This window comes from Sphingomonas hankyongi (assembly GCF_023516575.1).
Lineage (GTDB): Bacteria > Pseudomonadota > Alphaproteobacteria > Sphingomonadales > Sphingomonadaceae > Sphingomicrobium > Sphingomicrobium hankyongi.
In genome coordinates, this window is record NZ_JAMGBE010000002.1 from 528,176 (window position 1) to 548,637 (window position 20,462).

Below are 20,462 nucleotides of genomic sequence, written 5' to 3' on the forward strand. Positions count from 1 at the left end.
ATAGGCTCAGGCGTCGGGCAAAGCCTGCTTCGCCTTGCACCAGCCGGCCAGTGCTTTCGAGCTCGCGCGCTCGAGCAGTTCGTTCGCGTCGCGGATGCTGAAATGATGGCCGCTCTCATAGCGGTCGAGCTCGTCCCACGCGACGGGCGCGGCGACCGGCGCGCCTTCCCGCCCGCGCGCGGAGTAAGGCAACACGGCCGTCGCACCGCGCTGGTTGCGCAGCCAGTCGAGGAAGATCCGACCTTTGCGTTGCTCCTTGCGAATGTTCGCCGTGAACATCTGCGGCTCGGCCTCTGAGATTGCGCGGCTGAACCGTTCGGCAAAGCTTTTGACGGTAGGCCAGTCCTCGGACGCGTCGAGCGGAACGACGACGTGCATGCCCTTGCCGCCGGACAGCAGCGGCCAGCTCTCAAGACCCAAGCCTTTGAGCAACTCTCGAAGCAGCAGCGCGGCTTCTTTCACGCTCCCGAAATCGAGCCCGACGTCGGGGTCGAGGTCGAACACCAAGCGGTCAGGATATTCGACCTTGGCGACCCTGCTGCCCCAGCCATGGAACTCGATGGTGCCCATCTGGACGCAGGCGAGCAGGCCGCGAATGTCATCGAAGTAAAGATAATCCTCGAAGTGGCCGTCCTTCTCCTCGATCGGGATTTGCTTCACGTGCGGCCCAAACGTCCCCTTGTCATGCTTCTGGAAGAAGCTCTCGCCGGTTCGCCCCGAGGGAAAGCGGATCAGCGTCATCGGGCGCTCGACGGCGTCGACCATGATCAGGGGCTCGACCTGGGCGTAATAGTCCGCGAGGTCCTTCTTGGTTAGGCCGAGCTCGGGGAAGATGATCCGCTCGGGGCTGCTGATCTCGATGCCGAAGCTCTCCGCCGTCGCGGGCGTCCCCTTCTTTTCCGACTTTTTCAGATGCTTGGGCATTTCGCGCACCACCTTGCTCGCCGGCTTGTCCTCGCGGAGCCCCATGAAGCTAGGATGCCGCAGGACGCCGTCATCGGTGAATTCGGTAAAGGCGATTTCCGCGACCAGTTCCGGCTTGATCCAGTGCGCGCCCTTGCGGTCGGCGCGCGGCACGTCGACGGCGGACTTTTCGACTGCGAGCGGCTCCATCCGCTCCATCAATTCCTCGATCAGCGCCGCGTTGAAGCCCGTGCCGACTTTCCCGACGTAGGTAAGCTTGCGCCCCTCGCGAGCGCCGAGCAGAAGCGACCGAAATCCACGCCGCTTATCGCTCTCCGACCAGCCGACGATCACGAACTCCTGTCGCTGGATGCATTTGATCTTTAGCCAGTTCCGCGTGCGCGTGCCGCTGTAGGGATCGCTGGCTTTCTTCGAGATGATCCCTTCCCCGCCCTGCTTGCAAACGGCTTCGAACATCTCCTCGCCGCGACCGATGATGTGATCGCCGTAGAGAATCGGCGGTGAGACAGCCTGGAGCAGCGCGGCTAGCCTCTCCTTGCGCTCGATGTTCGGAAGCTTCCTGATGTCCTCGCCGCGATCGACCAGCAGGTCGAACGCGTAGAAGGCGAGGTTGGCGTTCCCGCCCTTCAGAGTCGATTGCAGGAGCTGGAAACTCGGCCGGCCATCCTCGTCCAGCGCAACCGCTTCGCCGTCGATGAGGCAACCGGCAGGCAGCCTGGCGGCAGCTTTCACCAGCGGCTTGAACTTGTCGCTCCAGTCCTTGCCGTTCCGCGTCCATGCCGTCGCGGCGCCCTCGCCTACCGCCAGCAGCAGGCGATAACCGTCATATTTGATCTCATGGATCCAGCTGCTTCCGGTGGGCACCTCGTCGACCAGCGTCGCCAGCTGCGGTTCCTGAAACACAGGCGGCGCCTTGCTCGCTTTGCGCCTGGTGCGCCCGCCTTTCTGTCCACCGCGATTGGAACGCCACACGTCCACGCCGGTCGCAATCTCTGCCATGGTTCGGCCGGTAGTTACGCTGGTGACGCAATTGTCGACCAGCGCGTCGCCATCGTCGGCGTCCGCAAAATCATCGGTGACTTTCTTCAGCATCCAAGGCTCGGCCTTCTCGCCAGGCTTGGGCTTCAGCCGGAACATCACCCACTCGCCCTTCATCCGCTCGCCCTCGAGCGTGAAATGAAGATGGCCTTCCTCGATGGTCTTGCTCGGGTCCTTGCGCGGATCGGGAATCCAGCGCCCCTGGTCCCACAGCATGACGGTCCCGCCGCCATATTCGCCTTTCGGGATCGTCCCCTCGAACCCACCGTAATCGAGCGGATGGTCCTCGGTCCGCATTGCGAGCCGGTTCTCGCCGGGATCGAGGCTGGGGCCCTTCGGCACTGCCCAGCTTTTGAGGACGCCGTCGAGCTCGAGCCGGAAGTCCCAGTGAAGCCGTGACGCCTCATGCTTCTGGACGACGAAGCTGTCGCCCTTCCCTTTCAGCCTTCGGCCGCGCGGCTCCTTCGTCTTCGAGAAGTCGCGCTTGCGGTTGTACGTCTCGATGTCGAGCTTGCGGGCAGCCATCACTCAGCCAAGAGATTATGCCCGTTTACGCGCTGGCGCCTTTTCCGGTTCCTTCCTGGATGTCGCGCGCTTGGCGGCGGATTTCTTCGGCGCAGCCTTTTTCCCCTTGGCACCGGCCTCCGACTTTCCCTCACCCAGGCTTTTCTTGAGCGCTGCCATGAGGTCGATCACGTTCGATCCCTTGGGCGGCGCGGCATCCGTATCCGGATCCTGGATGACCTTCTCGCCCTTCTTCTTCTGCTTCTCGGCAATCAGGTCCTTGAGCGCATCCACATAGCGGTTGTGGAACTCGCTCGGGTCGAACTCGCCCGCTTTGCGCTCGATCAGCATCGACGCCATGTCGAGCAGGTCGGGGTCCGGCTTGGTGTCGCCGATGTCGCGGAAGAAGCCCGACGACTTGTTGACCTCGTCTGCGTAGCGGAGGGTCTCCATCAGCATGCCGCGATCATGCGGCTTCAGCGCCACGACATATTCCTGTCCGCGCATCGCGAGCTGGCCGACGCCGACCTTGCGGGCATCCTTGAGCGCGTCGCGCAATACGACATAGGCCTCCTCGGCCAGATCGTCGGCCGGCACGACATAATAGGGCTTCTCGAAATACATTGGCGCGATGTCGTCCTCGTCGACGAACTGGACCAGATCGAGCGTCTTGCGGCTCTCGAGCTTCACGCTCTCGATCTCCTCGGGATCGAGCAGCACATAATGCCCCTTCGATACCTCGTATCCCTTGACGATCTCGTCGCGGTCGACCGGGCCGATGCCGGGAACCACCTTCTCATATTTGATGCGCTTGCCGGACGGCTCATGCACCTGATGAAACTGGATCTGGGCACCACTCTTCGTCGCCGGGAATATCTCCACCGGAATCGACACGAGCGCCAATCGGATCTGTCCTCTCCAGACAGGACGCGCAGCCATATTCACTCCCTTTGAATCAGGGCGGATTCAACCATCTTAGCTTAAGAGTCGTTCCGAGTCCGCCATGATTCCGATCGGTTGACTGGACTTGTCCCGGAATGGCATGGGCGTCGCCTCAGCGCCCGGGCGGGTGTAGCTCAATGGTAGAGCAGAAGCCTTCCAAGCTTACGACGAGGGTTCGATTCCCTTCACCCGCTCCAAATTCTTGCAGTCTCGGGGACTGCTGAAACTTGGAACGCCCGCAGCGTAGCGGAGGGGCGACAACTCTTCGCACCCACCTGCGTTGACACATAGTGCAGGTCTCGCCACATGGCGCGCCTGCCCATGCGGACCCGCATGACCTCGTGGAGAGGTGGCCGAGTGGTTAAAGGCAGCAGACTGTAAATCTGCCCGCGCAAGCGTACGCTGGTTCGAATCCAGCCCTCTCCACCATCACGAAAATCGCAGTTTTGCGCCAGTCGTGAAGAGTTGGCAGCCGCGAAAGGGGCGGGTTACGCGTTTCCGGTAGAGTCTTACGGGCTTCCTTAGTTTTCCGCCATTTTCCGTCGGCTCCCCGCGCTTCCGCGCTACATGCCCGATACATGATGAGACACAAAAAGGATGCGCACCAGCTGTTCGGCTGTTCAAAATGCTTGTGTCTGTTTTCGACCCATTGCGGACATTGCACGACCGCTTGTTGTGTTGAGCGACCGGAGCCCCCATGCTGTTGATCGACAGGGGGCCATAATGTTCCGGATGCTGAAGTTGCGGCCCCCGCATGGCTGGCGCACGGTGCTGTGGGAATTGGCCATAGTCACGCTCGGTGTGCTCATCGCGCTCGCCGCGCAGCAGTGGGCGGAGGCGCGATCATGGGATGCTAAACTCCGCCAATCGCGCGCCGCTATCAGTGGCGAGCTCGCGAAGCATTACAATTGGTCGGTGGAATGGCGGGTTATCCTTCCATGCTTGGTCGCCCAAACTGACCGGTTGCGCGATCGCGTTGAACGGAGTGGCTCGGTTCTTCAGCCGGCACCGCTGTTCTCGGAAGCCGCCGTTCCTCGCTATACCATCCGTTTACCGGGGAAGGAGTATTCCGATGCGGCCTGGCAGGCGGCGATCGCGGACGGCACCGCGTCCCGCCTGCCTCCAGAGCTTAGGCGCGAACTGGCTGACCATTACACGCAGGCTGCAATGCTCCGGGCCGAAACGCAGTCTAACCTCGAAGATCAGATGACGTTGCAGACGTTCGGGCGCCCGCTGCTGCTCGATGCAGTCGTCCGCTTCAGCCTCATTGAACGGCTAGAGCGGCTGCGGGGCCGGGTTGAGTTCATGGACGTTCAGGCGGGACAGCTGATCGACCATATCCAAACAGTCGGAATGGTTCCGCGGCCAGCGGATGCCGTCCGCGATGTCGAGCGGTTCGGCACTTACAAATTCTGCAAGAGCCAAGGCCTCCCAACGCGTTCGTTCGCGGATGGAATGAAGGCCGTACCCAACTGATGGCGCTAATGACCGCTTTCCACCCGTTGCGGTCATTCGCTTGAGGCGGAGCACACCGGACAGCGATCGATGTCCTCCGCCGCTGCAAACGTGCGCCGCGTGATCTCCTCGAGAACGTCCAAGTCCACATCGGCCAGCTTGTTGAGGTAGAGGCAAGCCTTCGACCCCTTGTGTTTTCCTAGCTGGCCCAGAAGGGCCTCATATTCGGGGAAGCCGCCGACATAGAGCACCAGATTGGCGGAGCGGGGTGAATAGCCCACACGAGGTGAGTCACCCTCATGTCCACTGGTGTAACGAAAATGGTAGGTGCCGAACCCGACGATCGACGGTCCCCACATCTTTGCAGGCTGGCCCGTGACACGCTCCATCATCGCGCGCACTGCCTTGCCGTCCGCACGGCGCACGGGGTGCTCGATTCCTTCAAGAAAGGCATCGACGCTCACCCTGGTGGGTTTTGTCTTAGACGCTGCCAACTGCTCCTCCGTCAGCCGTTTGAGGGCCTACGTTTCAACACGCAGAGAGAAGCATAGCGCGTTCATCGGCGAATGCCCGCTTTCCATCCATTACGAACCCGCGAGCCGCATCAATAAGCCAGTGGGCTCACCAAGGTCTCATCCATGTGATATCCGATGAAATGGGGGACCCGCTGCGACGCGGGCTGATCGGGGGGTTGCGATGTCACCACCTGTACGCATTCTCACAGGCCTTGGGCTCGGCCTCGCGGGCGGCTTCGCACTGGCTTCTGCCGGCGTACATCCTGACAGCGTTCTCGTAACGACCGCCGATACCATTGGCGGCTTGTGGATCGCTGCGCTTCGGATGACGATCCTTCCCCTGATCTTTGCCCTAGTCGTGACAGGCGTAGCCTCGCGCGTGGAAGCGAGCTCGGCCGGCGGATTGACCCGCCTGTCGCTGCTCACTTTCGTATCGATCCTGCTCGTGGGATCGGCGATCGTTGGGATTATCGTCCCCACTTTGCTTTCGCTCTGGCCGATCTCGCAAGGAGCCACGGCGGTTGTTCGCCAGGCGCTGTCGACCGGTAGCAGGCTACCGCCGTTGCCAGGGCTCGGAGAAATGCTGAAAGGCTTCGTTCCCATCAACGTTTTCAGTGCCGCGGCGGCTGACAACATGCTTCCAGTCGTCATGTTCGCGCTGGTCTTCGGTTTCGCGGTCGCGAGCGGTCCGGGCGACCGCCGGCTCGGTCTCTCAACTTTCTTCGAGTGGATCCGCGAAACGATGCTTGTGATCGTCGGCTGGGTTCTCCTGTTGGCGCCGGTCGGCGTTTTCATGCTGGCGCTCGAGCTGGGCGCGAAGACCGGGCTAAGCGCAATTGGCGCGCTCGCCCAATTCGTAGTGCTGGTAATTGCAATGGCCGTGCTTGCTGTGGCGTTTGCGTTTTGTGTCGCCGTGTTCGGTGGAAGGTCCAGATTTTTGCGCTTTGCGCGCGCCGCTGCGCCGGCACAATCGATCGCGTTCAGCACGCGCTCCTCGGTCGCAACGCTCCCGGCCATGATCAGCGCCTGCGAGAACCAACTCCAGCTACCCCAGAAGGTCACGTCGGTTACGGTGCCGCTGGCCGTCTCGGTGTTCCGGATTTGCGGCCCGATGTCTAGCTTCACTGGAGCGATCTACGCCGCTCACGTCCTCGGCGTTCCGCTCGGCACGTCTCAGCTCGTGACCGGGGGTTTGATAGCGATCATCATTATTGCCGCCGGTGCTGGGGTGCCGGGAGAAATAACCTTCTTTGCAACCTACGTGCCCATTTTCAACAGCATGGGCATTCCCATCGAAATCCTCGCGCTGATGATCGCGGTCAACGCGATACCCGACATGTTCAATACCGTTGCCAACGTCACGATGGACATGGCTGTCACGACATTGGTCGCGCGTCTCGCAAGTCGCCGACGGATAGTTGAAGCGATCGAGGCAGAGACAGTTGTCGGTGAATAGGACGGGTGGCCGTCGCGGACTCTAGCGGCCCTTGGTGCGATAGTGCCCGCTTTCGACCCATTCCTGCCATTAGCGGAACCGCGGGCGTGTACCCATACTGGCACGTCGTTCGTTGACCCTTATCATGACCCAAAGCACCCCAGAAAACCCATCCGCCACGTCCGACGACACCTCTGCGCCAGCCGCATCGCCATCCCCTTGTGCCGATGCGGCGCCGGGCAGCCATGTCGAGGCCGCCTGCGAAGGGCCGAGTGCGGACAACCCTTCGCTGTCGATCAAGAAGCGGATCAAGCGGGCGCAATTCTTCGATCAGCGCGAGCAGCTGGTCGCCGCGGGCATGGCGGTTCCGGTCGAAGCGGATGCCGGTCTGCCGGACGCTTTAGTCGAGCCGGCGGAGCCAGAACCGCCATCAGACTCGCCCATCCGCTAACCGAGTGGCCCGAGCTTAGGTCGATAAGATGTTGCCGCGGCTAGGAGGAAGTCGCCGGGCGATTTGTCGATGATTCGCACGAGTTCCGTCCAGGCAGGCTGCGCAACTTGATGTCCGCTTTCCACCCTTAACGGACCTTCAATCGCGTCCAGCAGTAGCGGTCCAGCACACGCTGGAGGCGCCCATGCTTTACTCACCCAACTTTCAATTCCCCGCTCGCCGGCCGACTGGCACGAAGCTCGCGCTCAAGCCGTTCCATGTCTGGGGCATTCGAGTGCGGTTACAGGTCAGCAACCGCACTCGCGACCTGGCCTTGCTCGACCTGGCGTTAGACAGCAAGCTTCGCGGGTGCGACCTGGTACAGCTACGGGTAGCGGACCTGCTATCTGCGAATGGCGTGAAACGCCGCGTAACGACCTCCAGCAGAAAACTGGCAGGCCAGTTCAGTTCGAGGTGACGGAACAGGCGCGCCGGTCGATTGCAGCGTGGGTCGAAGCCAAGCAGCTCGGGACGGACGATTGGCTGTTCCCTAGCCGCATGAAACTTGGCTGCCATCTCAGCACACGCCAGTACGCGCGGCTGGTGGACCATTGGGTTGAACTGTCGGATTGGACCGGGCCGCTTACGGGACTCACAGCCTGCGGCGCACAAAGGTGGCGCTGCTTTACAAGAAGACGGGCAACCTGCGCGCCTGCCAACTCCTACTCGGCCACACCAAGCTGGAAAGTACCGTCCGCTACCTCGGTGTCGACGTCGATGATGCCTTGGAGCTGTCGGAAGCCTTGGAGCTATGAATTAAGTGTCCGTAATGGGTGGAAAGCTGCCGTTAGCTTAAACGAAGGATCAGGCCGCGTGAGTGAGCCGTGATTCAAATGTTGCCTTAGTGATCGTGACGGCCAGCCCAACCTTCGATGAAGTTTCGGAAACCTGGGCGTTTAGTTGTTTCGCCAACGCAGCCACGAGCGCCGTTCCAAGTCCGGTTGATGCACTCGGTTCGCCGGTCTCCCGTCTGCCGATGCCGTTGTCCGCCACGGTCAGCTTCCAATCCGACTTTGCCATCTCGAAGGTCACTCGAATCCGCGCAGACGAATGGGCCACGGGGAATGCATATTTGACCGCGTTGATGATCAGCTCTGTGACAATCAAGCCAATGCTAACTGCGTGGCTTGTTGGGAGCACGCCAGGGTCAGCACTAACAGTAATGGCGATGTCCTGACGCGGGTCCACCATGGACGCGGCAAGGCCGGAACTGAGCTTCGTAATGTAGGGGCCGATCTCAATGTGCTCGATGCCATCCGAGGCATGCAGGTGGCTCTGCACCGCGGCTACTGACATGACCCTCTGGTGCGCTGCACGGAGCTCATTCTTGGTTTCTTCGGAGGTCACCGCGCCCGCCTTCAACAACAGTATGCTGGCAATGATCTGCAGGCTGTTTGCGATTCGATGCCGCATTTCGCGAAGAAGCGTCCTCTGCTGCTCCAGCAACTCCTCCGTATGCTCGAGTAGTTTCTGCTTCTCTTGTTCTGCGACCCGACGCTCGGTGATGTCCTTGATCGCAACCAATACCATTCGACCCGATCCGACTTCGTCCCGGATCGGAAGGGCGTTGAGGCACAAAGTGCGCCGCCCGAGCTTGCTGAAGTCGCGCTCGAACTCGAAACTGTCGATGGTTGTCCGGTCGTCGACAACCGCGGCAAGCAGCTGTCGCAGGCCCGGTATGTCCCAAGCGCCTCCCGATAGCTCAAACAGAGAATGACCGTGCACAGCGGCTGGGTCCTCGCCGAAGACCTCGTAGAAGCAACGACTGGCTGCAAGAAGATGGAGCGTGTCATCCAGAACGAGGAACGGTTCCGGCAAGGTGTCGACGATCGCCAGCGCCAAGGCTTGCGCCTGTTCTCTATCGTGCAGCTGTTTCATCGACGTTGCTCCAATCGGGCGGGAGCTTCGCATCGATCTGTCGTTAGCGCGCCACGCGGCCGTCCGGTGATCGGATTCTCATACTTTACTTGGGATGATGATCCCACCACGGATTAATCGCCTGCTCGAGGAGGGTCGCAAGGAGGTTCAGATGTAGCTCGGCTGGCATCCGCATCCATAATCAGTGTCGCGATCGCGGCGAGCAACTGCGCCGGGGCGTAGGGCTTCTGCACAAGCAGGCTGTTCGGAACTCCGTGGGTCGGCCACTCTCCCGCACTCTCCGCAGTCATATAAACGATTGGCATGTCGGCCTGGTACTCGCGCGCATACCGAGCGACTTCCCAGCCATCGGGACCAACACCCAGACCAATGTCCGTGATCACGGCCGCAAAGTTGGCTGAAGGTGCGTTGAGCGCACTGACAGCCTCGACGCCACTTGTGGCGACACTCACCGCGTAACCGCCCCGCTTGAGGGCGTCTTCGGCAACCATGACAACCAAGGCGTCATCTTCAACAAGCAGCAACACAGGCTCTTCCACGCTAACCCCCAACAGCCGACGCGGCGATGTCGCCACATTTGGTGAGAGAATTAAATTGTCGGCTGACAAAGTTTAAACAACGCGAGAGGCATTGTGTTCCGGAAGGTGAACTACATTAGCTTTCGCCGATTAAGATCCATTGATCGCGTCCTGCACATTGGCGGAAGTGGATTGATAGCTACCATAGGTCTCTGAAGGATAGGCTATTACTTATAATAGATAATATTCCAAATATACCATGACGGACCCGGAATATTTATTTAGATACATGCGATATGCATCTAAAAGCGTTTAGCTTAGTTATATTCCATGACGAGACATACTCTTGGATTAATTAAGGACTTTTAATATGACAAGCCTATCGAGACTCCTCATCGGTACTACCGGACTTGCAGCGACCCTTGCTCTTGCTTCGCCCGCCGCGGCTCAGCAGCCTTATCCCTATAACAACCAGGGCACTGGGGTATTGGGCGCAATCGTCAATGCCGTCACCGGTAACAGCTACAATCAGTATCCGCAGGGCGCTTACGGTTACGGCCAGTATCCGCAGGGCGCTTACGGTTACGGCCAGTATCCGCCGGTCGCCTACTCCTACGGCCAGTACCCGCAAGGCAATTACGGCTACGGTCAGACGAACCAGCGCGCAGCGGTCGGCATGTGTGCCGCCGCCGCCGAACAGCGGATCAGCGCAACTTATCGCGGCCAGCCGGGCTACGGCTATAACAGCGGCTATCCGGGCTATGCCAATGGCTACAATGGCCAGATCGGCCGTGTCCTCGGCATCACCAATGTCGAACCCCGCTATAACGGCAGCCTGAAGGTGTCGGGAATTGCCAGCTCGGGTCGTGGCTATGGATACAATGGCCAGGCTTACAGCAATGGCTATAACGGCCCGAACTCCTACGCCAACCAGGCGGCCGACCTGCGATTCACTTGCAAGGTCAACACGCTTGGGCAGGTGACGGACGTCAACATCAACCGCAATCAGGTGGCGTACCGCGGCTTCTAATATCGATCACGCGCGTATTATGCGAGTAAGGAGGGCCGCGGCGAAAGCCGCGGCTCTTTCCTTTTTCCTAGATCGGGTGCCGCGACGGCGCCGCGACTTGAATGCCGACAACCCCGGTGTAGTCGAGAGCTGCCATTCCGCTAACGGCAAGAATGGGTCGAAAACAGACATACCGAGATTGTTGCTGAAACGCGCTGCCCGACGTTCATTGTGGACCCGATACGAACGCAGTATTGGGAGCTTCCTGGTGTGAGCGTCTCACCGTTCGAGTCGACGGATGGGAAGGCCCCATGGCAACAATCGACCTATTCACAATCACGCTGACCAGCGGCAACGACGTCTACACGACCGCCGGACTCAACGTCGACATCCCCATTACCGTGAACGCCTTGGCAGGCAGTGACTCGATCACCGTTACCGGCGGCTGGGAAACCATTTGCAACATGGGTGACGGAGATGACTTCGTCCGAGTCAACGGAGGAACATACGTTCACGTCTACGGCGAAGCCGGGATCGACCGCGTGGACATGTACTCAAGCTCCGTGCTCTTTGTGGGCGGGATCGGGAACGACACCGCCAACGTGTATGGCGGTGTCCATCTGTCGTTCGACGGGGGCGCGGGTGCCGACCGCGTCAACTTCTATTCCAACATCGCCACGGACGTTACCGGCGGGGACAATAACGATCTGTTCTACGGAAACCGCCATGCCATCATTGGCACTATCAGCGGGGACGCTGGCGACGACCAATTCTTCGGATTCTTGAACGCCAGCGTCACGCTGGACGGCGGCGCGGGCAATGACACTTATTACGTGGACCCTGCGTCTCCCCCGACGATCCTGGAGAACGTTGGCGCGGGCACAGACACCATTATTCTAACTGCCGCCGGGTCGTATTCAAAACCCGCCAATGTGGAGAACGTGGTTGCCTTCGGCGGTTCGCCACCGCCTCCTCCGCCGCCTTCCGGCACGATCACCGGCGACGATCTCGCAAATGTCCTCGCCGGCACGTCTGCTGCAGAATCCATCTACGGACTTGGCGGCAATGACACGATCCGCGGCTATGCCGGCAACGACCTGCTCGATGGCGGGACCGGCAACGATCGCCTTTATGGAGGGACAGGCGCCGACAAGCTCTATGGGGGTGATGGCGCCGATTCGCTGCGCGGCGATGCGGGCCGGGACGAGATGTGGGGCGGCACGGGTGCCGACGGATTTATTTTCGATGACTCGCACTTCGGCGGAGCCACCGCCACGACCTGCGACGTGGTCCACGATTTCAACGGTGCAGCTGGCGACACGATCCGGCTGAACCTTGTGGATGCGAACAAAGGGCTGATCGGCGATCAGGCTTTCGCCTTTATCGGCACAGCTGCCTTCGGCCATGTCGCCGGTCAGCTGCGTTACGAGCAGATCAGCGGCAACACTTACATTCAAGGCGACGTGAACGGCGATGCCGTTGCGGACTTCTGGATACGGCTGGACGGACTGCAGAATCTCAGCGCTTTGAACTTCGTGCTTTAAGACCGTTCACGGACCAGCGCCCTCGTAGTCCGACCAATGTCCGATGGGTGGAAGGCTGACATTAGAGATTCGCGGCAATTGCTACGATGAAAAATCTATCGCGACTTTGTGGCCCCATTGGGAACCGGGGAGCAGATTAGCTCCCGCCGCGACATTGATACCGATCGCCCAAATGAGAAACACATAATCGAGGCGGCGCGATCGGCTCGCCACTAATCCCGCAAGCGCGATCGAATAGCCGACGAAATTGAAATAGAACCACCAGTCGTTCCAGGCCGGCATCGCGCGGGTCAGCATCGACCCTGTGATGACAATGTTGGCAAACAGCATGCCAAGCGCGACCAGTCGTTTGCGCGACCAGTAATGATCATCGAGATTGATGCATCCGCGGCTCGTTCGAGGGAAAACAAGCGATGCCGCGAGAAAATAGACGAATGCCAGGAAGACGCTTCCAAAGACAGTGGACCAGTTGGTCATCAATACTTTGCGAGCTCCCCAAACGAACAGCCAGAAGCTGGTCACATCGGTCAGGACAAGCAACGCCAGAGCGGGCGTCAAAATCCCGATGGGTCGCTCAGCGTGTGAATCAATCGCATCCGCAGATTTGATTGCGAGTTCGGCGACAATGAGGCCGAACATAAGACTCAATAATCCGAAGAGTCCCTCGAAGTCGCTCATGCGATCCCCCCGGCGACGTTTGGAGAGTAACAGAAGTCGACATGTCCGCAACACGACTCAGAAAGTGGGCGTCGCTAACGGCAGCAATGGGTCGATTGCTGACGGCAGGTTTGGGTGGAAAGCAGACACCTAACCCCTGTTAGATACTCTCTCGTAAAGAGGGGTTACGGCGTTCCTATCGCCGGCTCTAGCCTCAGCCCGACGGCGACCGAGAGTAAATGGAAAGCTCCCGCTGTGTAGGGGTGCTTCCATGCCTCCAGAGAACTATCGCTATTACCGTCTCGATGGTCGCGGCCACACACAGGTCGGAGATTGGTTTGTCGCTGAGAGCGACGAGGAAGCGGCCTCTCAAGTAAAGACTAAATATCCCGATGCTTGGTGCGAAGTCTGGCAGGGCAATCGGCTGGTTGCCAGGTTTTCGCCTACCCCCGACGACCCCGACCTTCAGGCCGCAGTTGGAGAACGGCTGTCCGCTCTGGCACGGAGGTTAAGGCTCGGGTTGGAAGGTTGACGCCCTACGCCCCCGAATGGCCGTAAGTGGAAATCTGCCATTAGAGAGCCACCCACATATGTTAGATCAATCGTCAGACCGGAGGCGTAATCCACACCAATCGCCGGGCACGGCATACAGCGAGCCGGCGACCGAGAGACAAAATGAGAGCTCCCGCTGCATTGGGGAGTGTCTTATGTCCGACGACCCATCTTACTACGCTACCCGCGCGAGCGAGGAGCGTCGCCTCGCAATGGCTTCTGCTGATCAAAACGTGCGCAGGATTCACCTGGAGATGGCAGCTAAATACGACTCTCTTGCTAGCCCGAACGGCATCCTCGCTACCGAGATAGCCGCCGAACCTGAGCAGAGAAGCGCTTAGCTTTTCAATCGCGCGGAGTTTGCCTTTCGACCGGCGCGCGCTCATATCTGGAGCATCGCTGACATAGCGATTGTTCGGGCGTCAGCGGCTGAGAGTGACGTGCTCCCGCCTGCATTTCAAAGGTAGAAGCACATGCGCTCCGATAACGACGGCACAAAGCCGGCTGAGCAAACCCATACCGAGGCATCTGGTGAGGTTGGATACCTGCTGTTCGACAGCTTGGTTCATCACCTGATCGAAAAAGGCGTCCTCACAAAGAACGACGCCCTGAGCGTGGTTCAAACGGCGGCAGAAGTGGTCCGCAGTCGGATGGAAGATGATGGAACGCCATCGCCAGAGACAAGCCCAGCGCTGACCATACTACAGCGCACATATTCTAGTTTTGAAGCAGTCCGGGATCGGCAGGGTGCGTCGCAGCTGGACGGGCACAACATTCATGCTCTCCGCCCGCCCATCCACGGCGACCGGCCCAAGTTCCCGTCCGACGATTGAGCTAGCGGCCTTGGGCCCTCCGCTTCGCCATATCCAAGTGGAGGTAGTCGCTGCGGAAATCGCCATAGGCCGCGAGCTTTTTCCAATCGCCAATGAGAACAGATCTCGGCGTGATCCGTTCGATCAGCCCATTCTTTTCGAGATCGCGTAAGACTCGGTTGATGTGAACGGCGGTCAAGCCGGTTGCATCCGCCAACTGATCCTGCGTCATGGGAAGCTCGTAATCGAGCTGCTCCCCCAAATGGACGGCCTCCAGCTTGAGAGCGAACTCGCAAAGCAAGTGCGCAACGCGCGTTGGAGCATCGCGCCGCCCCACATTGGCGACCCATTCACGATGGATGGAACCATCCACCAAGGTATCGTGCCACAGCGCATCCTTGATCGCGGGGTTGGTGTCGGTAAGTTGTCGCACAGCCCGGATGGGCAGCTTCGCCATCTTGCATGGCGTCAGGGTTTGCACGGTGTGATCGGCGATGCCCAGCAAGGCGTTCTGCAGATCGACGAGGTCGCCTTTCATGTGAATGGAGACAATCTGCCGACCGCCGGTGCCCACATATTTAAGGCGCACGCAAAAGCCTTTAAGCACCAGCCAAGCGTGCGATACGGCGTCTCCCTCCCGGACGACCGACTTGTTCTTTTCGATCATGACCACGCTATGCGGTAGATCAAGCAGAGCCTGTTCGCTCGCGGTGTCGAGGTTCACCCACAGCCGCAGCTTCCGAAGCATCGGCTCAAGGACGGGTTCGTGATCCATTCGGCAACTCCCCAGCGGCGGTCGCAGGATGCGCCATCGCTGGATCGCACCTGCGGATTTTAGTCCCAAACCATTTGCTTCGCCAGAGCCGAACGCTCTGCCGGCCCGAGGACGGATCATGGGGCAAGAGGACACGCCGCTAATGGCAGGAATGGGTCGATAGCAGACATAAGAGTCCCGTCGGCCGCACGCCCAATGTTACGATCTATGGAAGGCTAAGGTCGGGCGCGGTTCTTCAACCGCACCTCCAATAGGTCGGGCCCCCGCGGCCGCCGCCCCTTGCACACATCACATTGGTGTTTTATTAGTAGCAACGTTGGTTGCTATAAATGGAACGCACGTGGCACAGGGCAATTTCGTCGCTTATTACCGCGTCAGCACTGCCCGCCAGGGCCGAAGCGGACTAGGTTTGGAGGCGCAGCGTCGAGCCGTGACGGACTTCCTGGACGGCGGCTCTTGGGAGCTCCTAGCCGAGTTTGTTGAAGTCGAGTCCGGCAAAGCTGACGATCGGCCGCAGCTGGAGCAGGCACTGGCAACCTGCGAGCTGTCGGGCGCCACTCTGGTGGTGGCCAAGCTCGACCGACTGAGCCGCAATCTGGCATTTCTTGCGAAGCTCCAAGACAGCGGCGCCCGCTTTGTTGCTGCCGACATGCCCGAGGCGAACGAGCTCACCATTCACATCATGGCTGCCGTCGCCCAGGCGGAGCGCAAGGCCATTTCGACTCGCACGCGAGAGGCTCTCGCCGCTGCCAAAGCGCGAGGCGTGCGCCTAGGCGGCAACCGTGGCAATCTAGACGATCTTAGGAAGGGGCCTGCGATAAGCGCGGACGTCCGGGGCCGGCACGCTGCGGAACGCGCTCTAAAGGTCCGCCGACGAATCGACGCCATAACTGCCGAGACCAACGCAAAGAGCCTGCGGCAGATTGCGGCAGCCTTGAATGCCCGTGGCATCACGGCGCCGCGCGGTGGCAAGTGGCATGCTGCGCAAGTCAAAGCGGTGCTTGAGCGGCCGGCACGCCCCTAATTCGGCCGGGACAGCCGTGAGACCGGAAAAAGCTGGTTTAGCGTTATCGTAACTGACCAGCGCCGCTCTCCTGCGCAAATCTTCTAGAGATCTACCGACCCCCTCCCCCCGCCGACCGGGTTGACGCCACCACCATTGAGCCTCGCGGCTAGCGCCTCCAGCAGCGCGCGATCATCGACCCGATCTCTGCCTCGCGGAAAAAGCGACCCCGCTTGGATCAGCTCTCCCTGCCGGTACGTCGAAACCTGGCCGTAACTAAGAAACGTGGTGAGAACGTCAGTATGCCCAAGATTCTGGGACCACGCTTTCATTTCCTCGGGCGATAGATCGAGAGCCATCGCATAGCGGATTAGTGCGTGCCGAATGCTGTGCGGATGGAACTTGGGCAGGCCGACGGAAACGAAGGCGCCTTGAATGATGTCTCGAGCCCGGTCGCCGGATGCCCATGCCTGGCGGGCGATTCCAATGGGCACGAACCCGCGGTCGGCATCAAGTCCCATCTGGGTCTTCGGAAACAATGGATCAGCCGGCCCCCACAGATGCTCCGTGGTAAGCTCGTCGACCCACTGCGCTACAATAGACCGGGCCGTGTCGTCGACGGGCATGAAGTAGGTTCGGAATGTCTTGGCGGCCTTTGTGCGAACGGTTCGTGCGTCCTGATCGACGAAGCCTTGGGCGACGTTGATGTGACCCAGCCTGAACGACGCGAGGGCGCTGATTCGGGCGGCCGTGACGAGCGTCAGGGCGAACAGGGCCCGGTCACGACGAGCGAGCACGGTATCGGCCGGCATCGCAGCTAAGGCGCGCTGGCATTGCTCGACGGTCGGCACATCGCGCTCGCGGCGAGCTCGAGCCACGGCGACATCTTTATCGGAGAGGCTGAAATAGTCCGCATCGCCATAGTCTATGTGCGACCGGAAGCCCGGCTCGCGAGCCAGCCAGAGAAAGAAAGCTCGAAGATCGCGGACGGTGGCGAGCACCGTCGACTTGCTTAGACGTTCGCCAGTCCGCGGGTTCAATGCTTCGGAGAGCTTACGCTTGAAGGAGACGGCCTGCTCACGATGGAAACGCTTGAAGTCCCTGCTTTGAGTGGACGCTTCGAAGCGCGCGATTGACGCCAAAATGCGATCGATCGTTGCCTCGTCCCGGCCGTTCGCTTCGCGCAGGTAATCGCAGTAAGCGCGCTTGATGCGCTCGTTCTTGCCGTTGGCTTTCGTCATGTCGCTAAGCGCCTTTCCTGGTCACAATTTAGGGAGGGGTCCGAGGACTCACTTAATCGCGATGGCGCTTCCCTGATTTGAACCAGCATTCCCGGCAGAACCGAGTGGATTGCCGCCTGCCTCGTCTGTCTATGCATGACGGTTCCGCAATCCACGCAGATACCCCTGAGATTGCCAGATGCGGAGCGCATTGGGACGTACTCGACGCACGTCACGACTGGCGGCCGCGCCTCCCGGCATCTGAAGCAATAGAGCGTTCCTGCGGGGCAAGGCCGTCTTCGTTTCGCGTAACGGGCGACTAGGAAGGCGCGCACGGCAGCCCCTTTGAAGAGGTAGGGCCGCTGTCCATCGATCGGCGTGAGTCCATTCCGGTGCCAGTGCCGGATTGTGTTTTTGTGCACGCCAAGGCGGTCAGCCAGTTCCCGCGCCGTGTAGTTTCGATGGATCTTGATGAGATTCGGATTCGCTCGCCGCCGGGTCATTTGGACGTGAACGCCAAATCCAGATCGGACTTGCGGTAAAAAAGGGCCCGGCCCTTTCGGATCACAGGAAGGAGTGACTTCTCGGTCATGTGGTAGATCGTCCGCACTGGAAGGCCAGTGTATTCCGCTGCGCCGCGTGCGCCCCGGATTAGGTCTTCAGAAAGCATTTGCATGAACTCCGTTTATTCCGTAGTCGCCAACATTAGCAGCGTAGTTTTGAAACGCTTCTGAATCATACTAGGACATGACACGGCTTCCATGTCAACGGGTTTAGAAGCGCGTCTGAACTTTGGCTGTGGATTGTGGGTCGGAGGTTCACGCGGAAATGCCGAGCCAAGACGAGAATGCGGAAGGGATCACCCTGAACTTCGGTGAGATGGAAGCTAGGCTCTCCATACTCCACGAGATTGCGAGCGAGAAGCGAACCCAGTTCCAGGCCCGCCTTCGCAACTTCCAGCGACTCGGCATCCCCGCGAACGTCTCAACCGGCCGCGGCAAATCGGTTCACTACTCGCCGGGACAAGTCGTTGAGATGGCGTTAGCCTTAGAGCTGACCCAGCTCGGCCTGCTGCCCGAGCGCGTGGTCCAAGTGTTCCAGCTGAACAAGTTCCCTATCGCGCAAGGGGTCGCGATGGCCGCGCGGGCAATCATGGAAAAGGGCGGCTTCCTGCCGGACAGGGAGCGCGTCGACCAGAACATGACCGTCGCTACGGGGAGCCAGTGGGTCACCCACGACGAAGAGGACGACCCGATGTCGATGTTCCTCTTCTTCGATCCCACCGCGCTCGCATCGCTGACGGATATTCCAGAGAAATACGAGGATCAGGCCTCCGCAACCTTCTTCTACGGTGGCCCTGGCATAGTGCGCGAGAACATCGTTCGCTGGACCGCTGGACCGCACACCCGACGCCTTTCCCTCATCAATGTTACGGCCCTACTCTGGAGCTTGATCGTGCGCACGAAGCCGGAGCGTCAGCAGCAATTCTGCAAAGAGGTCGAGACATGGGCCGACGAACTTCAAAGGGAGCACCTTACCGAGACTGTCGAAGGAGCCGTTGAGGAGGACATGCTCGTCCTCGACTCCCCGGAAAAGATCATCGAGCATGCCGAGACGCTCAAAGGCCTGAAGGGATTGCCCAAGCCAGTGGCAGAGGCACTGGTTGAGCGCGTCAGACGGATCGTCGAAACCGGAGAGGTGCCCGGGCCCGGCGCGGGCCTAACCGGCAAACCTATCGCCAACATGAGCGGGCCGGAGTTCGTCGAGGAAATGATCGGCCGGCTCACCATGAGCGGATTGCCGGAGTTTCTTGCCCGCGGCGCGGTGGAAGCGTCTACGAGGAACAAGGCCAAGCAGGAGAAGCAGGTCACACCCAAGAAGCGGAGGCGCAAGGATGGCGACCGTTAAGAAACGCGCGTGGACGACAGCGGCCGGCGAGAAGCGCGATGCCTTCCGGGTCTCATACACGGACAGCTCCGGCAAACGGCAGCACAAGCAGTTTACCCTCAAACGGGACGCTGACGCGTATCGCATCAAGGTCGAAGGTGAACTTGCACAGGGCATTCACACTCCGGACGCCAAGAGCGCCACCGTCGCCGAAGCGGCAGACGTTTGGATCGCCTCCTGCGAGGCGAGCGGCTGCGACCGTGGTACGCTCAAGACATACCGTGAGATCGCCAACCGACACATCAAGCCGCAGATCGGCAACGAGAAACTGTCCCGTCTCTCCGCGCCCCGGGTCGTCGAGTTCCGCGATGCAATGATGGTTACGCGCTCCCATGCCATGGCGGGCAAGGCCGTTCGCCATTTGTCGATGATCCTTGCCGAGGCGATGCGGCGGGGCCTCGTCGCCCAGAACGTAGCTCGAGCGGTGAAGGTGAAGCGTCCGCGCGGCGAACATCAGAAGCTGGCAAAGCGCGCCGAGATACCGCCGGCCGAGCATCTGAAGGCGATGATCGAAGCCGCCGATCAGCTCGGTGATGAGGATCCCAGACTGCCGGTCTTGCTCCGGGTCGTGATGCTCGGGGGACTGCGCGCCAGCGAGGCGCGAGGCTTCGCATGGCCGAGCGCGGACTTGAAGATCCCTAGCCTGTCAGTAACCCAGCGCGCCGACCGCTGGAACGAGATTGGTCGGCCGAAGTCGAACGCTGGTCACCGTTGCGTTCCCATCGGCCCGAGGCTCGCTACGACGCTAAAGGCATGGCAGCTGCGCTGCCCGCCATCAAAACTCAATCTCATGTTTCCTAACGCCCGGGGCGGCGTCATTGATCAGAAGGGGTTTATAGGCCTGCTGGTGAAAGTGCAGGTTGCGGCTGGGCTCGCACTCGACACCGGCCGCAAGGACCGCAAGGGCCGCACCATCTGGGCGCCGCGGTACGACTGGCACCATCTGCGGCATGTCGCTGCCTCCAACTGGCTCAATGACGGGATCGACCTGAAACGGCTTCAAGTCTGGATCGGCCACGAGAATATCCAGCTCACGATCGACGTTTACGGCCACCTAATCATTGATGCGAAGAAGGACGCCGCCCTTGCCGCGGGGGCCGAAGCTGCGTTGCTCGCGTAGAGCCGCGATACACAGATGATACATGACCGGCCGAAAATGGCAGTTTCCTGCGGCTCATAGGCAGACTGTAAATCTGCCCGCGCAAGCGTACGCTGGTTCGAATCCAGCCCTCTCCACCATTTCA

19 protein-coding genes and 2 tRNA genes are annotated in these 20,462 nt (G+C 60.2%); 12 read left to right on the top strand and 9 right to left on the bottom strand.

The genetic code is table 11. The features are described 5' to 3' along the window. Positions 1 to 6 precede the first annotated feature (6 nt). Together ligD and ku are read right to left on the bottom strand one after the other, a co-directional pair. Complete coding sequence (ligD, locus tag LZ538_RS07315; protein WP_249831333.1) at positions 7 to 2,487, bottom strand: DNA ligase D; 2,481 nt, start codon at positions 2,485 to 2,487, stop codon at positions 7 to 9. Positions 2,488 to 2,502: 15 nt separating this feature from the next. Next, positions 2,503 to 3,405 (bottom strand): non-homologous end joining protein Ku, encoded by a 903-nt coding sequence (gene ku / locus LZ538_RS07320; RefSeq protein WP_249831334.1) that lies wholly within the window; start codon positions 3,403 to 3,405, stop codon positions 2,503 to 2,505. A 126-nt stretch (positions 3,406 to 3,531) separates the two neighbouring features. Between ku and LZ538_RS07325 the strand changes: the two genes are divergently transcribed. The 3 genes from LZ538_RS07325 (at position 3,532) to LZ538_RS07335 (ending at position 4,884) form a co-directional block, all read left to right on the top strand. Further along, positions 3,532 to 3,605, top strand: a tRNA-Gly gene (locus LZ538_RS07325). A 146-nt stretch (positions 3,606 to 3,751) separates the two neighbouring features. Beyond that, positions 3,752 to 3,837, top strand: a tRNA-Tyr gene (locus LZ538_RS07330). Positions 3,838 to 4,131: 294 nt separating this feature from the next. Then, positions 4,132 to 4,884: a hypothetical protein gene (locus tag LZ538_RS07335; RefSeq protein ID WP_249831335.1), complete on the top strand. Its 753-nt coding sequence runs from the start codon at positions 4,132 to 4,134 to the stop codon at positions 4,882 to 4,884. Between the two features lie 32 nt (positions 4,885 to 4,916). Here the strand turns inward: LZ538_RS07335 and LZ538_RS07340 are convergent, their stop codons facing one another. Continuing rightward, complete coding sequence (locus LZ538_RS07340) at positions 4,917 to 5,288, bottom strand: DUF1801 domain-containing protein (protein WP_249831336.1); 372 nt, start codon at positions 5,286 to 5,288, stop codon at positions 4,917 to 4,919. A 271-nt stretch (positions 5,289 to 5,559) separates the two neighbouring features. Here LZ538_RS07340 and LZ538_RS07345 point away from each other — a divergent pair, with 271 nt between their 5' ends. The 3 genes from LZ538_RS07345 (at position 5,560) to LZ538_RS07355 (ending at position 8,058) form a co-directional block, all read left to right on the top strand. Further along, on the top strand, positions 5,560 to 6,834 hold the full coding sequence (locus LZ538_RS07345; protein WP_249831337.1) for a dicarboxylate/amino acid:cation symporter: 1,275 nt from the start codon (positions 5,560 to 5,562) through the stop codon (positions 6,832 to 6,834). Between the two features lie 124 nt (positions 6,835 to 6,958). Then, complete coding sequence (locus tag LZ538_RS07350; protein ID WP_249831338.1) at positions 6,959 to 7,264, top strand: hypothetical protein; 306 nt, start codon at positions 6,959 to 6,961, stop codon at positions 7,262 to 7,264. Between the two features lie 653 nt (positions 7,265 to 7,917). Then, on the top strand, positions 7,918 to 8,058 hold the full coding sequence (locus LZ538_RS07355; RefSeq protein ID WP_249831339.1) for a site-specific integrase: 141 nt from the start codon (positions 7,918 to 7,920) through the stop codon (positions 8,056 to 8,058). A 49-nt stretch (positions 8,059 to 8,107) separates the two neighbouring features. Here the strand turns inward: LZ538_RS07355 and LZ538_RS07360 are convergent, their stop codons facing one another. Together LZ538_RS07360 and LZ538_RS07365 are read right to left on the bottom strand one after the other, a co-directional pair. Further along, positions 8,108 to 9,181, bottom strand: a complete 1,074-nt coding sequence (locus LZ538_RS07360; protein WP_249831340.1) for a sensor histidine kinase — start codon at positions 9,179 to 9,181, stop codon at positions 8,108 to 8,110. 113 nt (positions 9,182 to 9,294) lie between these two features. Further along, positions 9,295 to 9,705 carry a response regulator gene (locus tag LZ538_RS07365; protein WP_249831341.1) on the bottom strand — a complete coding sequence of 137 codons (411 nt, stop codon included), beginning with the start codon at positions 9,703 to 9,705 and terminating at the stop codon, positions 9,295 to 9,297. A gap of 364 nt (positions 9,706 to 10,069) precedes the next feature. Here LZ538_RS07365 and LZ538_RS07370 point away from each other — a divergent pair, with 364 nt between their 5' ends. After that, entirely contained in the window at positions 10,070 to 10,729 is a 660-nt protein-coding gene (locus LZ538_RS07370; protein WP_249831342.1) for a hypothetical protein, read from the top strand. A gap of 290 nt (positions 10,730 to 11,019) precedes the next feature. Beyond that, a complete protein-coding gene (locus LZ538_RS07375) occupies positions 11,020 to 12,252 on the top strand; it encodes a calcium-binding protein (RefSeq protein WP_249831343.1) in 1,233 nt (410 codons plus the stop codon). Positions 12,253 to 12,333: 81 nt separating this feature from the next. On the opposite strand, the gene LZ538_RS07380 is transcribed toward LZ538_RS07375, so the two are convergent. Beyond that, positions 12,334 to 12,930: a hypothetical protein gene (locus LZ538_RS07380; RefSeq protein WP_249831344.1), complete on the bottom strand. Its 597-nt coding sequence runs from the start codon at positions 12,928 to 12,930 to the stop codon at positions 12,334 to 12,336. A 1,004-nt stretch (positions 12,931 to 13,934) separates the two neighbouring features. Between LZ538_RS07380 and LZ538_RS07385 the strand changes: the two genes are divergently transcribed. Further along, a complete protein-coding gene (locus LZ538_RS07385) occupies positions 13,935 to 14,294 on the top strand; it encodes a hypothetical protein (RefSeq protein WP_249831345.1) in 360 nt (119 codons plus the stop codon). 1 nt (position 14,295) lies between these two features. On the opposite strand, the gene LZ538_RS07390 is transcribed toward LZ538_RS07385, so the two are convergent. After that, complete coding sequence (locus LZ538_RS07390) at positions 14,296 to 14,997, bottom strand: Crp/Fnr family transcriptional regulator (protein WP_249831346.1); 702 nt, start codon at positions 14,995 to 14,997, stop codon at positions 14,296 to 14,298. A 391-nt stretch (positions 14,998 to 15,388) separates the two neighbouring features. On the opposite strand from LZ538_RS07390, the gene LZ538_RS07395 reads away from it, so the two are divergent. Next, positions 15,389 to 16,072: a recombinase family protein gene (locus tag LZ538_RS07395; RefSeq protein ID WP_249831347.1), complete on the top strand. Its 684-nt coding sequence runs from the start codon at positions 15,389 to 15,391 to the stop codon at positions 16,070 to 16,072. 83 nt (positions 16,073 to 16,155) lie between these two features. On the opposite strand, the gene LZ538_RS07400 is transcribed toward LZ538_RS07395, so the two are convergent. Beyond that, entirely contained in the window at positions 16,156 to 17,292 is a 1,137-nt protein-coding gene (locus LZ538_RS07400; RefSeq protein WP_249831348.1) for a tyrosine-type recombinase/integrase, read from the bottom strand. Between the two features lie 478 nt (positions 17,293 to 17,770). After that, positions 17,771 to 17,947, bottom strand: coding sequence for a helix-turn-helix domain-containing protein (locus LZ538_RS13250; RefSeq protein WP_347402746.1), 177 nt, complete (start codon positions 17,945 to 17,947; stop codon positions 17,771 to 17,773). Positions 17,948 to 18,099: 152 nt separating this feature from the next. Here LZ538_RS13250 and LZ538_RS07410 point away from each other — a divergent pair, with 152 nt between their 5' ends. Together LZ538_RS07410 and LZ538_RS07415 are read left to right on the top strand one after the other, a co-directional pair. Next, positions 18,100 to 19,179, top strand: coding sequence for a hypothetical protein (locus LZ538_RS07410; protein ID WP_249831349.1), 1,080 nt, complete (start codon positions 18,100 to 18,102; stop codon positions 19,177 to 19,179). Then, positions 19,166 to 20,338: a tyrosine-type recombinase/integrase gene (locus LZ538_RS07415; RefSeq protein ID WP_249831350.1), complete on the top strand. Its 1,173-nt coding sequence runs from the start codon at positions 19,166 to 19,168 to the stop codon at positions 20,336 to 20,338. The genes LZ538_RS07410 and LZ538_RS07415 overlap by 14 nt, the downstream gene beginning before the upstream one ends. Positions 20,339 to 20,462: the final 124 nt, after the last annotated feature.

What these genes read in the sequence shown, in the direction of transcription:
- ligD (WP_249831333.1), bottom strand. Translation starts at nt 2,487, where the DNA reads ATGGCTGCCCGCAAGCTCGACATCGAGACGTACAACCGCAAGCGCGAC.
- ku (WP_249831334.1), bottom strand. Translation starts at nt 3,405, where the DNA reads ATGGCTGCGCGTCCTGTCTGGAGAGGACAGATCCGATTGGCGCTCGTG.
- LZ538_RS07335 (WP_249831335.1), top strand. Translation starts at nt 4,132, where the DNA reads ATGTTCCGGATGCTGAAGTTGCGGCCCCCGCATGGCTGGCGCACGGTG.
- LZ538_RS07345 (WP_249831337.1), top strand. Translation starts at nt 5,560, where the DNA reads ATGTCACCACCTGTACGCATTCTCACAGGCCTTGGGCTCGGCCTCGCG.
- LZ538_RS07350 (WP_249831338.1), top strand. Translation starts at nt 6,959, where the DNA reads ATGACCCAAAGCACCCCAGAAAACCCATCCGCCACGTCCGACGACACC.
- LZ538_RS07360 (WP_249831340.1), bottom strand. Translation starts at nt 9,181, where the DNA reads ATGAAACAGCTGCACGATAGAGAACAGGCGCAAGCCTTGGCGCTGGCG.
- LZ538_RS07370 (WP_249831342.1), top strand. Translation starts at nt 10,070, where the DNA reads ATGACAAGCCTATCGAGACTCCTCATCGGTACTACCGGACTTGCAGCG.
- LZ538_RS07375 (WP_249831343.1), top strand. Translation starts at nt 11,020, where the DNA reads ATGGCAACAATCGACCTATTCACAATCACGCTGACCAGCGGCAACGAC.
- LZ538_RS07380 (WP_249831344.1), bottom strand. Translation starts at nt 12,930, where the DNA reads ATGAGCGACTTCGAGGGACTCTTCGGATTATTGAGTCTTATGTTCGGC.
- LZ538_RS07385 (WP_249831345.1), top strand. Translation starts at nt 13,935, where the DNA reads ATGCGCTCCGATAACGACGGCACAAAGCCGGCTGAGCAAACCCATACC.
- LZ538_RS07400 (WP_249831348.1), bottom strand. Translation starts at nt 17,292, where the DNA reads ATGACGAAAGCCAACGGCAAGAACGAGCGCATCAAGCGCGCTTACTGC.
- LZ538_RS13250 (WP_347402746.1), bottom strand. Translation starts at nt 17,947, where the DNA reads ATGCAAATGCTTTCTGAAGACCTAATCCGGGGCGCACGCGGCGCAGCG.
- LZ538_RS07410 (WP_249831349.1), top strand. Translation starts at nt 18,100, where the DNA reads ATGCCGAGCCAAGACGAGAATGCGGAAGGGATCACCCTGAACTTCGGT.
- LZ538_RS07415 (WP_249831350.1), top strand. Translation starts at nt 19,166, where the DNA reads ATGGCGACCGTTAAGAAACGCGCGTGGACGACAGCGGCCGGCGAGAAG.